Genomic DNA, 14,621 nt, shown 5'->3' on the forward strand with positions numbered 1-14,621 from the left:
TCAATGAAAGAGAATATTGTTATTGTCGAGGCAGTGAGAACCCCTGTCGGCCGTTATGGTGGCGTATTAAAAGATTATAATTCAGGTGAACTTGCTGCGATTGCAATCAAAGAATCTATTTCAAGAGCAGGCCTGTCACCAGACCTTGTTGATGAGGTTATTCTTGGTGAAGTAAGACAAACGACGGAATCTTCAAATGTAGCAAGAGTCGCAGCGTTAAGAGCAGGTCTCCCCGATACCACTCCAGCATTTACAATCAATCGTCTATGTGCTTCAGGTATGCAAGCTGTTGCATCTGCTGTACAACAAATACAATCTGGACAAGCGGAGGTCGTGGTTGCTGGTGGAACGGAGAGTTTAAGTCATGCTCCTATCTATCTACGCAACAGCAGGTTTGGTGGGGATAAAACGAGCCTGGTTGATTCGAACGTCGAAGCAGGTCAACAGCCGATCGAACTATATGGAGAAAACCTTGGTATGGGAATAACGGCAGAGAATGTCGCGGAACGTTTCCACGTAACGAGAGAGGATCAAGATGCATTCGCAGTTGAAAGTCAGAGACGTGCTGCTAATGCCCTCGAGAATGGTACTTTTAGTGAAGAAATTGTTCCAATGAGTGTGAAGTCTCGAAAACAATCAAAGATTGTAGATGCAGATGAACATCCAAGGCCTGGTACGTCAGTAGAGAAACTTTCAAAACTAACGCCAGTATTTAAAGAAAACGGAACGGTAACAGCTGGTAATTCATGTGGACGAAATGATGGAGCTGTTGCCATGCTAGTAATGACAGAAGAAAAAGCGAAGGAACATAACCTTAAACCGCTTGCCCGCATCATAGACTGGGCAACGTCAGGTGTGTCTCCTGAAATCATGGGAATCGGTCCAGTTCCTGCTGTTCGAAAACTTCTTGAGAGGACAGGCAGACAAATTGAAGATGTTGGTTTAATTGAATTAAATGAAGCGTTTGCTTCACAGGCACTAGCCGTCATTCGAGAACTAGATCTCGACACAAAGAAAGTAAACGTAAACGGCGGTGCGATTGCACTCGGTCATCCGCTAGGCGCAACAGGTGCTAGAATACTTACTTCGCTCATGTATGAGATGAAAAGAAGGAAAGAACGCTTTGGAATCGCAACACTTTGTGTTGGTGGTGGACAGGGAATGGCAATGATGGTAGAAAATAGTTATCGTTAATTCATTAGACAGCACTTTTTCAGTGCTGTTTTTTCTGGTTTACTTAAGCTGTACGATTTGATAGGGAAACTTGATGATGGAGGTAAAAATGAAAATAAGACGATATGAGGAAAAAGACTTGAAACAAATCATCAATTTATTCTATGACACGGTTCATCTCGTGAATAGAAAAGACTATTCAGAAGAACAAGTGAACGCTTGGGCATCATCTGACGAAAGAGAAACTAAATTCACCGCCTGGGGCGATTCTTTCGCTCAAAACACTACTTTTGTAGCTCTTAGTGATCATCGAATTATTGGCTTTAGTGACCTATCTTCCTCTGGATTGCTAGATCGCCTGTATATTCATCATGAATACCAGAGAATTGGGATAGCCTCTGCACTATTAGATAAGGTCGAATCTGCTGCTCTTAGCATGAATATTAAAAAGTTAAGAACTGAAGCAAGCATAACCGCTAAGCCGTTTTTTGAGCGTAAAGGGTTTCAATTGATAACCATACAGAATGTGACCAAGAACGAAACCACAATGCCAAACTATTTAATGGTTAAAACTCTCGTGTAAATCAATACATAATCGAATTAGAATAGTTCCTTATCATTTATAATATCTTTAAATTAAAAAGGATGACTGCGATGATTCGGGATACTCCTAAACTGCAATACCCAGATGACATGCTTAAGATCATCAAAAAAGGACTTAAGAGACCGAATAGACCAGCGAATGTTATTATAATCGGTGCAGGCATGGCTGGACTTGTATCCGCATCATTATTGAAGCAAGCAGGACACCAAGTAACGATCCTCGAAGGAAATAATCGTGTTGGTGGAAGAGTGTATACATTAAGAGAACCTTTTACAGAAGATAACTATCTCGATGTTGGGGCGATGAGAATTCCAACAACGCATAAGTTAACTTACGAATATATAATGAAATTTAACCTTGCTATTAATCGATTTATTAATTCTTCACCAAAAGATATTATTTTTGCCAATGGTATAAGAACAACAAGAGCAAAATACGAAGAAAATCCAGATATTCTTAAATTTCCTGTTGAACCACACGAAAAAGGGAAAACAGCCACAGAACTCTTCTTGAATGCTGTTAACCCTTTTTTAATGTTGTATCAAGGTGGGGACGAAGAACAAAAAAAATTTCTTAGGAAGAAATTCGATCAGTATTCCATGGAGAATTTTCTGCGCTTTAATCCAATCGGACCATCTTTATCACCAAATGCGGTTAGAATGGTAAAAGTTCTTCTCGGTATTGAAGGATTTTCCGAACTCTCCTTTATAGATATCTTAACGGATATTGTGAATACCGTTTTTAATGAAGATATGCAATTTAATGAAATTACTGGTGGCAATGACTTACTGCCTAAATCATTCTTGGCTGAGCTTCAAGATGACATTCTTTTAAACGAAAAAGTACATCGCATGATTCAGCGTCCACAAGGCGTGGAGATTCAAACTAGAAATCAGAAAACGGGGAAGATCCAAACGTTTACAGCTGATTATGTTGTCATTACTGTTCCTTTCTCAGTATTCCAATTCATTGAGGTCTATCCTTACCGTTCTTTTTCATTTGATAAATGGAAAGCCATACGAGAACTGCATTATGTTGCATCAATCAAGATAGGAATGGAATTTAAAGACCGTTTTTGGGAGAGGGAAGGTCTAAATGGAGCTAATATGATATCTGACTTCCCTAATCGCTATACGTATACCCCAAGTCGAACAGTAGGTGAAGCTCGAACTGGTGTCTTACTTGCAAGCTATAGCTGGGAAGATAATGCGATGCTTTGGAATAGCCTTTCTGATGAACAAAAAATCACTCAGTCACTTGAAGACCTCGCCAAAATTCATGGACCTAAAGTTTTTGAAGAATTTTTAACGGGAGCTTCATTTAGTTGGAGTCAGAATCAATTTTCTGGTGGGTGCTTTACACTTTTTAAACCTAATCAAATTACTGAATTTGAAGAAGTTTCTAAAAAACCAGAAGGAAGAATTCATTTTGCTGGGGAACATACGTCTTCATTTCATGGTTGGATTGAAGGTGCAATTGAGTCAGCAGTTAGAGCTGCGTTTGAGGTCAACCAGCGCGCATAATAGTTATATTCAACTAATTTAGTACATTGAATTTTTTAGTCAATCCGATCGCAGCAATTGCGGCTCCAGCCGTTTGTCCATAACTTCCGAGCGCAACAATCTGCTGACCGAATTTAACTTTCCCTTTTTTTATATAAAGAAGGCCAATCGCCTCAATTGCAACTGCAAACGATTGAATCGATTGTCCCATTGCAATCCATTCTGTATAGGCTGTATGACTTAAACTAGAAATTGTCGCCTCAAAAGCTGCACCAGTCGATTGAAAAACATCGCCCAAAATATCAATATTAAGACCTTCATCCCTTTTTCCGGTAAGGGCTTGTGAACCACCTACGACGTTTGCAACGTTACCTGCCGCTTGAAACCATGCCCCCATCGTTCCAAACGTCTCATCTTCGTTATCCAATGGTAAGTTGGTTCGTCCAATCGCTTTAATTGCATTACCTGTAGCTTCAATGCCATTGCCTAGTACGTATAACTCACCACCAGCAGTTTCGCTATTTTCTTCTGCAGTAGCAATGAACGTATTTCCAATGGACGCAACACCTGCACCTATCGTTTGAATCCAGGCGCCAGTAATGATTAATTGCTCTCCATACACATCCATTAAAACACGCCTCCTTCATTACGTTATACTATTCTAGAAGAAGGCATCACGATTGTTTTTTTATTCATAAATTCACCCATTCTATTCTTTATTCTCAGCTACTCGTTTTACTCTTTCCATAAAATCGTTAACGACTTTATCACCAGAAAGCAAAACAAATGGTTTGATATACCACTTCAGAGGTTTGTTGAAACCTGTATAATGTAGGTTTGTTGTCGTATCTGACTCTTTAGTAAGTTCATAACATCCTTCGATTTGAAACATACTCGCTAGATTAAAACCTATTTTCAATTTTTTATAGTCATCTTGATTGTTATAATCTAGCGTATGTACATCATATTCCATCACGCGCTTTCCTTCACGATAGGATTGTCGGTAAACGCTCCCAATGACATTGTCAGTTACGGTTACTGGTTGGTTATCAACGACATTAGGCATGATCTTTTGCATATTTTCAAGAGAACCATCAAGGTAGCTCCAAACTGTTTCGATAGAAGCATTGATGAGTATCGACTTATCCCACTTCTTTTCCATTCCATTTCCTCCTTAAATTTGATTTCCTCACTTGCTTTATTATTCGCTACTTACATGCTACTTTCCCATTAGCTTGATTTACTTATTACGGTTTAAAGATAACAGAAAAGGGAATTACCAAACCATGGAAATTACTTTGAGATAAGGAAGGAGAAATGGGAATGAGCAATCCAATTGAAATAGCTAACATACGCATTGAACAGGATGAAGGTAAGAATCGACGTGCCTATATTTCCAACTTTGAAGAGCCCATTCAATATGGTGTACATGGTGGGGTTAAGGAGTTTTATAAAGCTTCACCTGAAGTTGAACATCCATCCACACTAGACCATATTGTAGCCGCAGCAGGTGGCTGACTAACCGGCACATTATCAGGTGCGCTGGAGGCGCGCCACATACCGACTTTTCCTAATAAGTTATCAGGTCAATTTGAAGGGATTATTGAAGCGCCAGATGGTGTTCTTAAAATAACTCAAATCAAATGTCACTATAAACTAACAATTCCAGAAGGAAAGCTTGAAGCGGCTGAAAGAGCGCTGCACGTTTTTGAACGGGGATGTCCAGTTGCCCAAACGCTAAAAGGCTGTGTTGCCTTTGAACATGATTGGGAGATTATAGAGGAATAGAGAAAAAGCGGATGAATTAAGTATTCATTCGCTTTTTCTCTGTTCTTTTTCATATTCTTCTCTATAATGTTTTCTTAAGTCAAATCGATGTATTAATCGTATCGATGGGCGTATAAGCATCTGTAAACTTCCTAGAACAAATAGCGATACTCCCCATGTTTTTAACGATTCAAAATAGAAAAAAATACTTCCAATTAGGAAGGACAACCCTAATAGAAACTCATTCACTGTATAGAAAACCTGATACCCCTTTTTGAAAAATAAATCATGATGCCCCATTTGAATGTCTACGTATTCATCTTTACTTTGTGTTTGAGCGTTAGCTGATTTTTGATTACTCATTTTAATCTCCTTTCCAATCACACTATTGATCATTTCCTTTTTTCACATTTCTTCTAAACCATAAAATCTACTAAATTATAAATTGTCGCGTCTAGTTTGTTAAAGTAAACTAATATATAAATAAACCAAAAGGGATGATGTCATTAATGGCGTATAAGGAAGTGAAAAGACGCAAGATCTATGAAGAAATAGCCGATCAGCTTCTAGATAAAATTAAAAGTGGCGACCTGTCCCCAGGTGATAAACTTGACTCCGTTCAATCTTTGGCTGAAGGTTTTAATGTGGGAAGATCTGCAGTGCGTGAAGCCCTTAGTGCCCTTCGAGCTATGGGATTAGTAGAGATGAGACAGGGGGAAGGCACCTATGTTAAACATTATGATTCTTTAACTTTAAGCCAATCTCTATCGACAGGTATTCTAATGAATCGAGAAGATATTATAGAGCTATTAGAAGTTCGTAAAATTCTTGAAACAGGTTGCGTTGCAAGCGCTGCAGTGAAAAGGACAGAGGAAGAACTTTCTGGAATTGAAAAAGCACTTATGGAAATGGAAAAAGCTCTTTCACACCATCAATTAGGAGAGAACGCAGATTTGCAATTTCATATGGCAATTACTGCTGCATCACACAACCGATTGCTTGGCGACTTAATGAATCAAGTGTCTCAATTAATAATCGATTCCATGAGAGAAACAAGAAAGTTATCTCTTTATTCCGAAGCAGCTATCCTAGAAAAACTTTATAAAGAACATAAAGAAATCTTCGTTGCAATTAAAGACAGTGATTCAGAAAAAGCACAGCAAGCCATGCTTCACCATTTAAATGAAGTAGAAAGATTCCTTTTAAAACATGTGTAAGCCTTAATAGTTAGAAAAATCAATATATTTAGTTGAAATGTTCAAAAGTTATCCTTATACTGGAAGAAGGAATTCTAGTCATCAGATGACCTGATAGCTAACGATCCTAAACAGAAAGGAGGCTCATATGAACGTTTCGTTGTTTATTACATGCCTTGGTGATATTTTCTATCCTAACGTTGGAAAAAGTGTTGTAGAAGTGTTAGAGAGTCAAGGGTGTGAAGTGGATTTTCCCATTTCACAAACGTGTTGTGGCCAGCCAGCGTATAACAGCGGGTATCATGAAGAAGCAAGGGAAGCAGCCCGAAGAATGATCACAACATTTGAAAATTCTTCATATGTGGTAAGTCCTTCAGGTTCTTGTGTGGCCATGTTCGCAGAATACGAAGAGCTGTTTCATAATGAACCTGAAATGCAGCGAAAGGCACGCTCATTGAAAGAGCGCTCGTATGAATTTACTCAATTTCTTGTAGATGTTCTTAATGTAACCAATGTTGGAGCTTCGTTACATGCTACTGCCACTTACCACAAATCCTGCCACATGACGCGACTGCTAGGGATCAAGCATGCACCAGAAGCATTACTTTCTCAAGTAGACGGGTTATCTTATAGGAAACTACCAAACTGCGAAAATTGTTGTGGATTTGGAGGCACATTTTCTGTGAAAATGGAAACGATCTCAAAAGAAATGGTAGACGAAAAAATTAATAACATTGAATCAACCGGTGCTGACTTATTAATTGGTGCAGATAGTGGTTGCCTAATGAACATTGGCGGGCGAATGAAGCGTCTTCAAAAACCGGTGAAAGTGATGCATATTGCAGAAGTTCTTACCCAGCGGGAGGTGAAATAAACATGCCAATGAGAATTGGGGCTGATCCGTTCAAAGATCGTGTCAAAAAGGGCTTGAACGATACGTTTATGAGAGACTCTGTTCGCTCAGCTCAAGAGCGCTTATATGGAAAGCGTCTTGATGCAGCAGAAGAACTTGGAAACTGGGAGGATTGGCGAAATCTAGGGGAGGAGATCCGCTCACATACGCTCGAAAACCTCGACTATTACCTTCACGAGTTAAGTGAGAAAATCGAAGAAAACGGTGGTCACGTTTATTTTGCTAAGACTGCTGAAGATGCGAATTTCTATATTCAAGAAGTTGTGAAGCGTAAGAATGGAAAGAAGATTATCAAATCCAAGTCAATGGTTACAGAAGAAATTAGTATGAATGAAGCGTTAGAATCAATTGGCTGCGAAGTCATTGAAAGTGACCTTGGGGAGTATATCCTACAAATTGACGATCACGATCCTCCGTCACATATTGTCGTACCTGCTTTACATAAAAACAAATCCCAAATACGAGATGTATTTAAGGAGAAGCTAGGCTATTTAAACACAGAAAAACCAGAAGAACTGACGCTTTTCGCTAGAGAAAAACTACGTGAAGAGTTCCTCTCAGCTGATATTGGCATTACAGGCTGTAACTTTGCAGTAGCGGAATCTGGAACGATTAGCCTAGTAACTAATGAAGGAAACGCAAGGCTTGCAACAACCCTACCAGAAACACAAATTACCGTAATGGGAATGGAGCGTATCGTTCCAACGTGGGAAGAACTGGATGTCATGATTAGTCTCCTTAGTCGAAGTGCTGTTGGACAAAAGTTAACAACGTATGTTACAGCATTAACGGGTCCAAAGGCAGCTCTAGAGGGTGATGGTCCTGAAGAGTTTCATCTTGTAATCGTAGATAATGGACGCTCGAACATGATTGGTACAGAGTTTCAGGAAGCGCTCCACTGCATTCGCTGTGCTGCATGCATTAATGTGTGTCCTGTCTACCGACACGTTGGTGGACATGGATACGGCTCCATCTACCCAGGGCCGATCGGTGCTGTAATTAGTCCATTACTTGGAGGATATGAGGAATACGGAGAATTGCCCTTTGCCTCAACACTTTGTGCTGCCTGTACAGATGCATGTCCTGTGAAAATACCTCTTCATGAACTCTTAAACAAACATCGAAAGAAAATGATTGAAGGAAAAGGAATAACAGCTGAAAAAATCGCAATGAAAGGATTTCAATATGGCACCACACTTCCTATGTTATATCAAGTAGGTACGAAACTAGCACCATTCCTCTCATTGCCATTCCAAACAAATCGATTTCTAACAAAAGGTCCAGGACCGCTAAAAGCATGGACTACAATTCGTGACATGCCTGCACCAAATCGTGAACGGTTTCGAGACTGGTACCAAAAAAGACAAAGGGAGGATTCAGGTGAGTGAGCAAATTCATAATCGTGAATCATTTCTAAGTTCTCTTGCACAGAAGTTAGGCCGCAATACTCCAAAAACGGTAGAAGTTCCTAAATGGAAACACCAGCCGCAATGGAATGTATTAAAAGATGCTTCTCAGGATGAGCTTGTTGCTGTATTTAAAAAGCAATGTGACACAATTCATACTGATGTAATCGAAACGGAATCAAAGCAACTAGCAGATGTCATTCAAGAAAGAGTCGAATCTTACAATGGTAAATCTATTTCCACCTGGAATGATAAACGTTTTGATCGATACAAGATTTTCAGTAAAACAGAAGCATTGATTCATACATGGGATCCCCGAACGAAAGATAATGTGAACGTAGCAGAACAAGCAGATATTGGCATTACTTTCTGTGACTTGGCACTTGCAGAATCCGGCACAGTTGTTTTGTTTAGCAATGAACGCCAGGGGCGATCGGTTAGTCTTCTTCCAAAAGCTTATATTTCACTCATTCCTAGAAGTTTAATCGTCCCGAGAATGTCACAGGCAGCAAGAATCATTCATCACCGCAATAAGGCAGGTGAGTTTCCCGCTACCTGTGTTAATTTTATTTCAGGACCAAGTAATAGTGCAGACATCGAGATGAATCTTGTCGTAGGGGTGCATGGACCTATTAAAACGACTTATGTTATTATATCTGATTTATAATCAGGTAAATGAGTTGCTACTTTTCAATTATAGATTGTGCTAGTTTAATAAATTCTTTAACTGCATAGGGTAGATACTTATTTCTTTTCCAAACCATGCCTAGCTCAAGACTTACATTGGAATGCGTTAGTTCAAGAGATTTAATAGCTTCATTTGGTATCGCTTTTGCAATTTTACCAGGCATAAGAGCAACACCCAGCTTTGCCTCAACCATTTCAATCATGAAATCTTTTTGGGAGCTCTGACAAACAATATTAGGGTAAAAACCTTTTTTTGAACATTCTTCTATTATTCTGTCATGCAGGGTAAAATCTTCACGATATAAAATGAAAGACTCATATTCAAGATCTGCGAGATTGACCTCTTTGAATGCAGATAACGGATGCGAACTGTGAACGATTAACATCAAAGGGTCATTAATCACTCGAACAGATTCAAAGTTTTCATTTTGTACAGGAGTATTACAAATTAATCCGATATCGAGTGACCCATCTTCAACACCAAGTTTGATTCGCTTAGAGCCTACTTCTGTGAGAATGATCTCGACCATCGGATAAAGCTCTTTAAACTGGCTGATTAATTTTGAGAAGAATGCTGCTCCAATGATTGGGGGAATACCAATTTTGATTTCACCTTTTTTCAGTTCGGTTAAATCTGAAAGCTCAGACGTCAGATTTCGGAAAGCACTTAGCACATGCTTCGCATTAACAAGTACGGCACGTCCAGCATCCGTTAATTCCAATTGTTTTGATCTATAGAATAAAGGGACACCAAGCTCATCTTCTATATGTTTAACTGCTTTACTTATTGATGGCTGAGAGACATGAAGTGTTGAAGCAGCCTTTGTAAAACTTAACTGTTTTGCAACTTCTGAGAAATATTCAAGATGACGAATTTCCAAAAAATCACTCCAAATCTTGTAGAATCATAGAAAATTCTGAATTATAACGATAAAGAATACTCAATATTCCAAATATGTATTATATCTATACATTTATTTATTATAAGATAAGACTAAATGGAAGGACAGTCCTAATAGAAACTTAGGATCTGTTCATTATGAGGAGGAAATTTAATGGAAAGCTATGCTAAAATCGGTTATTTACAAGTTGCTGAAGAACTCTACGAATTTATTAATAAGGATGTTATCCCAGGAACGGGTATGTCTAGTGAAGAATTCTGGATAGGACTTGGTGACATTGTGAAGGATCTCGCTCCAAAGAATGAGAAACTTCTAAACGTTCGTGATGATATTCAAATGAAACTAGATGAATGGTATAAATCAAATAAAAATTCTAATTTCGATGAGTATAAAGCTTTTCTGAAAGACCTAAATTATTTAGAGTCTGAAGTAGACGACTTCACCATTTCTACTACAAATGTTGATGATGAAATTGCTCTTCAAGCAGGCCCACAACTCGTTGTGCCAGTCAACAATGGACGTTATGCAATCAATGCTGCAAATGCAAGATGGGGTAGCCTGTATGATGCACTTTATGGAACAGACGCCATAAGTGAAGACAACGGGGCAGAACGTAAAGGGGCTTACAATCCTGTTCGAGGAGATAAAGTAATTGCTTATGCTAAAAGGTACCTTGATAAAACAGTTCCTCTTAAAGAGAGAAGTCATTCAGATATCGTTCAGTATTCCATTGAACAGGGTATGCTGAAAGTACATTTTAAAGATAACAATGAAAGCGTTTTACTAGATCAAAGTCAATTTGTTGGCTATCAAGGTAGCGAAGATCATCCAAGCGCAATCCTATTAAAGAATAATGATGTCCATCTTGAAATACAGATTGACCGAGAAGACATGATTGGTCAAACAGATACTGCAGGAGTAAAAGATGTGTATATGGAATCTGCCATTACAACAATTATGGATTTCGAAGATTCCGTTACTGCAGTAGATGCTGAAGATAAGGTGCTTGTTTATCGTAATTTCCTCGGTTTAATTAAAGGCGATCTAAAAGCTTCATTTCAAAAAGGATCTAAAACAGTAAGCCGTACGCTTAATACAGATCGTAATTATACTTCCCCTGATGGAGATAGCTTTTCACTAAGTGGACGATCGCTAATGTTTGCTCGTAATGTAGGTCATCTTATGACAACAAATGCTGTGTTGGATCAGGACGGAAATGAAATTCCAGAAGGTATTCTTGATTCTGTTATAACTGGGCTAATCGCAAAGCATGATGTACTTAAAAATGGCAAGTACCAAAACTCAACAAAAGGTTCGATATATATTGTTAAACCGAAAATGCACGGTTCAGAAGAAGTGGCTTTTGCCAATGAATTATTTGATAGAACAGAAGATTTACTGAAACTTGATCGGAATACAATTAAAATTGGCGTAATGGATGAAGAAAGACGTACAACCCTTAATCTTCGCAACTGTATAAATAAAGTAAAAGAACGTATTGTATTCATTAATACTGGATTCCTTGATCGAACTGGCGATGAAATTCATACGTCTATGGAAGCAGGGCCGGTCATTCGCAAAAGTGAAATGAAAAACTCTACTTGGCTACAAAGCTATGAGAAATCAAATGTCCAACAGGGCTTAAAAACAGGTTTTTCTGGAAAAGCCCAAATTGGTAAAGGAATGTGGGCAATGCCTGATTTGATGGCAGATATGCTTGCACAAAAAGGAAGCCAATTACAAGCAGGAGCTAATACCGCATGGGTACCATCCCCAACTGCAGCAACACTACATGCACTTCATTATCACGAAGTTAATGTGCCTAATGTACAAGAAGAACTAGCTAAAGCAGCGGTAAATTATCAAGATGATATTCTCGAAATCCCTCTTTCAAAAGATACAAAGTGGAGTGAAAAGGAGATCCAAGAAGAGCTTGATAATAATGCACAGGGAATACTTGGTTATGTTGTACGTTGGGTTGAACATGGAGTAGGATGTTCGAAAGTTCCAGATATCCGCAACATTGAGTTAATGGAAGACAGAGCAACACTTCGTATTTCAAGTCAACATATGGCTAACTGGCTCCATCACGGTATTTGTACGAAGGACCAAGTAATGGAAACAATGAAACGGATGGCAAAAGTTGTCGATGAACAGAATGCTCTAGATCCAGAGTATCGTGCAATGGCAGCAAATTATGACGAATCGATCGCATTCCAAGCAGCTTGTGATCTTGTTTTTGAAGGATTCAATCAACCGAGCGGCTATACTGAACCGATCCTTCATAAACGTCGTCAAGAAGCTAAAGCGAAAGTATATGCTAATAAGTAATAGCAGATGCAAAAGTGGCACACGCCACTTTTGCAATCTTTTATCATTTACTATCTGAATACTCTTGAAATTTTCATTCGTGAACTTGTCTGATATGTGACTTCTGAAAGGTGGTTTTTATTATGGAATTTAGAAGGATCTCATCCCAAAAAATTTCAGATAAAGTAGAAGAACAGATTGTTAGGTTAATAAAGGAAGGCAGTTATAAACAGGGCGATAAACTTCCATCCGTTCGTGAACTTTGTGAATCGCTTGAGGTAGGAAGATCAGCTGTACGAGATGCCTTGACCACTTTAAAAGGAAGAGGATTAGTAGACATTAGGCAGGGAGAAGGAACATTTGTTACTGGATTTAATCCGAAACGATTTTTTAAACATATGCTCATGCCGAACCAGAAAGAGATTGAGTCCTTGTTTCAGGTTCGTGAAATTCTGGAAACGAGCATTGTAAAGTTAGCAGCAGTGAATCGTTCAGAAGATGATTTAGTTGCGATGAGAAAAGCCCTTGATCATATGAGTCTCTGTAAATATGACAATAGCGGTCAGCATGATTGTCAGTTTCATATGGTGATAGCGAATGCATCAGGTAATCCAATTCTCCATCAATTGCTAGAATCGATTTCTTCTAGCATGGAAAAATCAATGGCTGACTTTCATCGGTTAATTGCTTCTAAACCTGAACTTATTCATGACATCCATCATCAGCATGAATTAATTATGGAAATGATTGTTTGTGAGGATGCTTCTGGCGCATACGAAGCCATGATGCTTCATCTCTCTTATGTTAAAAAGCAAATGAGAAAAGGTTTTTCTATACGATCTGAATATATTCAAACCCACTAAAGGAGGGAAGGAGTTGGACAAACACTTACTTGACGTCGCGCCACTAACTGATTCGAGTAACCGTTTTGGAAACTTAAGCTCAAATTTAATATACCCGGAATCAGAAGATGAAGTTGTTGACATTGTTACTAAAGCCAATGAATCAGGAAAGAAGATTTCCATTGTAAGCGGTGGCACGAAGCTCGGTTATGGTGGTCTTAAATCCAAGTATGATCTTACGCTTTCCCTCAAGAAACTTTCCGGAATTGTTGAACATACGGTGGGTGACATGACAGTGACTGTAAAACCTGGCACCACGATACTTGAGCTTCAGACTTTTTTAGGTCAGTACAATCAAATGGTTTCACTTGACCCAGCATTCCCATCCACTGCCACAATTGGAGGAGTTATTGCTGCTAATGAGAGCGGTCCAAAGCGTTTAAAGTATGGTTCAGCAAGAGATCACGTCATTGGAATGCGCGTTGTTTATGCAGATGGAAAAATCATTCGGACCGGAGGGAAAGTGGTTAAAAATGTCGCTGGATATGACATGAATAAACTTTTTATCGGTTCGATGGGAACCCTTGGTGTTATAACTGAAATTACTTTAAAATTAAGACCGATTCCAAAACATACAAGCTTAGTTATGCTAACAGTTCGTGAAGAAGCACTCGACCAATTGAAAGCGTTCACAAAGTTAATTCAGGATTCTCTATTAGAACCTGTTTCCCTAGAGATATTAACACCATCAATGTCAAAGCGACTTATAGACAAGGATGACTACTGTCTATTAATAGCGCTAGAAGACGTCAAGAAAGCTGTTCAATTTCAAGAAGTTTGGATTGATCAACATAAACCTCATGAAGCTGTTATGACTGTTCATCCTAATCCAGACTATTTCTGGCAAATGTTTAGTGAACTTTCGCCAAATAGTCTCACTGATTTAGGTGAAAGCACACATGGCGTTTTGAAGGTTGGCACTAAAAATTTAGATGTATTTCCTCTACTACAGGAGTGTGTCCGTATTCATCATGAAGGTAACGTTAAAGTTGAAGCAAGTGGTGGTGCAGGTCACGGCCTTAGTACCATTATCGTTTCAGGAAAGGGTGTTAATGTCGTTAAGACCATTCAATACATTCAATCGTTCGCCACAAATTTAAACGGGTATGCAATTATAAAACACATTCCAATTAAACTTAGGAATGAACTGAACGTATGGGGAGAATCTGATGGCTTGTTCAAACTGTTTAAAGGTATTAAACAAAAACAAGACCCCAATAATACGCTGAATGAGCAGCGCTTTATAGGAGGAATTTAGA

At 38.8% G+C, this 14,621-nt stretch carries 15 protein-coding genes and 1 pseudogene; 12 read left to right on the forward strand and 4 right to left on the reverse strand.

The window, feature by feature from the left end; all coding sequences use genetic code 11:
- Nucleotides 1-3 precede the first annotated feature (3 nt).
- The 3 genes from JI666_RS03305 to JI666_RS03315 all read left to right on the forward strand — a co-directional run bounded on the left by JI666_RS03305 (nucleotide 4) and on the right by JI666_RS03315 (nucleotide 3,300).
- Nucleotides 4-1,194 (forward strand): thiolase family protein, encoded by a 1,191-nt coding sequence (locus tag JI666_RS03305; RefSeq protein ID WP_206888883.1) that lies wholly within the window; start codon nucleotides 4-6, stop codon nucleotides 1,192-1,194.
- Nucleotides 1,195-1,282: 88 nt separating this feature from the next.
- Nucleotides 1,283-1,756, forward strand: a complete 474-nt coding sequence (locus JI666_RS03310; protein WP_206888885.1) for a GNAT family N-acetyltransferase — start codon at nucleotides 1,283-1,285, stop codon at nucleotides 1,754-1,756.
- Between the two features lie 71 nt (nucleotides 1,757-1,827).
- Nucleotides 1,828-3,300 carry a flavin monoamine oxidase family protein gene (locus JI666_RS03315; protein WP_286170547.1) on the forward strand — a complete coding sequence of 491 codons (1,473 nt, stop codon included), beginning with the start codon at nucleotides 1,828-1,830 and terminating at the stop codon, nucleotides 3,298-3,300.
- A 13-nt stretch (nucleotides 3,301-3,313) separates the two neighbouring features.
- Here JI666_RS03315 and JI666_RS03320 read toward each other — a convergent pair whose 3' ends face one another.
- Both JI666_RS03320 and JI666_RS03325 read right to left on the reverse strand, forming a co-directional pair.
- Nucleotides 3,314-3,907: a DUF6944 family repetitive protein gene (locus JI666_RS03320; RefSeq protein ID WP_206888889.1), complete on the reverse strand. Its 594-nt coding sequence runs from the start codon at nucleotides 3,905-3,907 to the stop codon at nucleotides 3,314-3,316.
- A gap of 81 nt (nucleotides 3,908-3,988) precedes the next feature.
- The gene (locus tag JI666_RS03325) at nucleotides 3,989-4,441 is read right to left on the reverse strand and encodes an SRPBCC family protein (RefSeq protein WP_206888891.1); all 453 of its coding nucleotides are present in this window, start codon (nucleotides 4,439-4,441) and stop codon (nucleotides 3,989-3,991) included.
- Nucleotides 4,442-4,602: 161 nt separating this feature from the next.
- Here JI666_RS03325 and JI666_RS03330 point away from each other — a divergent pair, with 161 nt between their 5' ends.
- Entirely contained in the window at nucleotides 4,603-4,797 is a 195-nt protein-coding gene (locus tag JI666_RS03330) for a hypothetical protein (protein ID WP_206888894.1), read from the forward strand.
- Nucleotides 4,798-4,818: 21 nt separating this feature from the next.
- Nucleotides 4,819-5,067: pseudogene (locus tag JI666_RS21985) on the forward strand (OsmC family protein); the annotation flags it as partial.
- 24 nt (nucleotides 5,068-5,091) lie between these two features.
- On the opposite strand, the gene JI666_RS03340 reads toward JI666_RS21985, so the two are convergent.
- A complete protein-coding gene (locus tag JI666_RS03340; protein ID WP_206888897.1) occupies nucleotides 5,092-5,409 on the reverse strand; it encodes a YrhK family protein in 318 nt (105 codons plus the stop codon).
- Nucleotides 5,410-5,555: 146 nt separating this feature from the next.
- On the opposite strand from JI666_RS03340, the gene JI666_RS03345 reads away from it, so the two are divergent.
- The 4 genes from JI666_RS03345 (at nucleotide 5,556) to JI666_RS03360 (ending at nucleotide 9,228) form a co-directional block, all read left to right on the forward strand.
- Nucleotides 5,556-6,263, forward strand: a complete 708-nt coding sequence (locus JI666_RS03345; RefSeq protein WP_206888900.1) for a FadR/GntR family transcriptional regulator — start codon at nucleotides 5,556-5,558, stop codon at nucleotides 6,261-6,263.
- A 127-nt stretch (nucleotides 6,264-6,390) separates the two neighbouring features.
- Nucleotides 6,391-7,116, forward strand: coding sequence for a (Fe-S)-binding protein (locus JI666_RS03350; RefSeq protein ID WP_206888903.1), 726 nt, complete (start codon nucleotides 6,391-6,393; stop codon nucleotides 7,114-7,116).
- A 2-nt stretch (nucleotides 7,117-7,118) separates the two neighbouring features.
- A complete protein-coding gene (locus JI666_RS03355) occupies nucleotides 7,119-8,543 on the forward strand; it encodes a LutB/LldF family L-lactate oxidation iron-sulfur protein (protein WP_206888906.1) in 1,425 nt (474 codons plus the stop codon).
- Nucleotides 8,536-9,228: a LutC/YkgG family protein gene (locus JI666_RS03360; RefSeq protein ID WP_206888908.1), complete on the forward strand. Its 693-nt coding sequence runs from the start codon at nucleotides 8,536-8,538 to the stop codon at nucleotides 9,226-9,228. Before JI666_RS03355 ends, JI666_RS03360 begins: the two co-directional genes overlap by 8 nt.
- 16 nt (nucleotides 9,229-9,244) lie before the next feature.
- On the opposite strand, the gene JI666_RS03365 is transcribed toward JI666_RS03360, so the two are convergent.
- Nucleotides 9,245-10,129 carry a LysR family transcriptional regulator gene (locus tag JI666_RS03365; RefSeq protein ID WP_206888910.1) on the reverse strand — a complete coding sequence of 295 codons (885 nt, stop codon included), beginning with the start codon at nucleotides 10,127-10,129 and terminating at the stop codon, nucleotides 9,245-9,247.
- A 174-nt stretch (nucleotides 10,130-10,303) separates the two neighbouring features.
- Between JI666_RS03365 and JI666_RS03370 the strand changes: the two genes are divergently transcribed.
- From JI666_RS03370 to JI666_RS03380, 3 genes are all read left to right on the forward strand, one after another.
- Nucleotides 10,304-12,481 (forward strand): malate synthase G, encoded by a 2,178-nt coding sequence (locus JI666_RS03370; protein ID WP_206888912.1) that lies wholly within the window; start codon nucleotides 10,304-10,306, stop codon nucleotides 12,479-12,481.
- 122 nt (nucleotides 12,482-12,603) lie between these two features.
- The gene (locus tag JI666_RS03375) at nucleotides 12,604-13,323 is read left to right on the forward strand and encodes a FadR/GntR family transcriptional regulator (RefSeq protein ID WP_206888913.1); all 720 of its coding nucleotides are present in this window, start codon (nucleotides 12,604-12,606) and stop codon (nucleotides 13,321-13,323) included.
- Nucleotides 13,324-13,336: 13 nt separating this feature from the next.
- The gene (locus tag JI666_RS03380; RefSeq protein ID WP_206888915.1) at nucleotides 13,337-14,620 is read left to right on the forward strand and encodes an FAD-binding oxidoreductase; all 1,284 of its coding nucleotides are present in this window, start codon (nucleotides 13,337-13,339) and stop codon (nucleotides 14,618-14,620) included.
- Nucleotide 14,621 lies beyond the last annotated feature (1 nt).

The sequence above is a fragment of the Bacillus sp. NTK071 genome (assembly GCF_017303315.1).
Taxonomy (GTDB): Bacteria; Bacillota; Bacilli; order Bacillales; family Guptibacillaceae; genus Guptibacillus.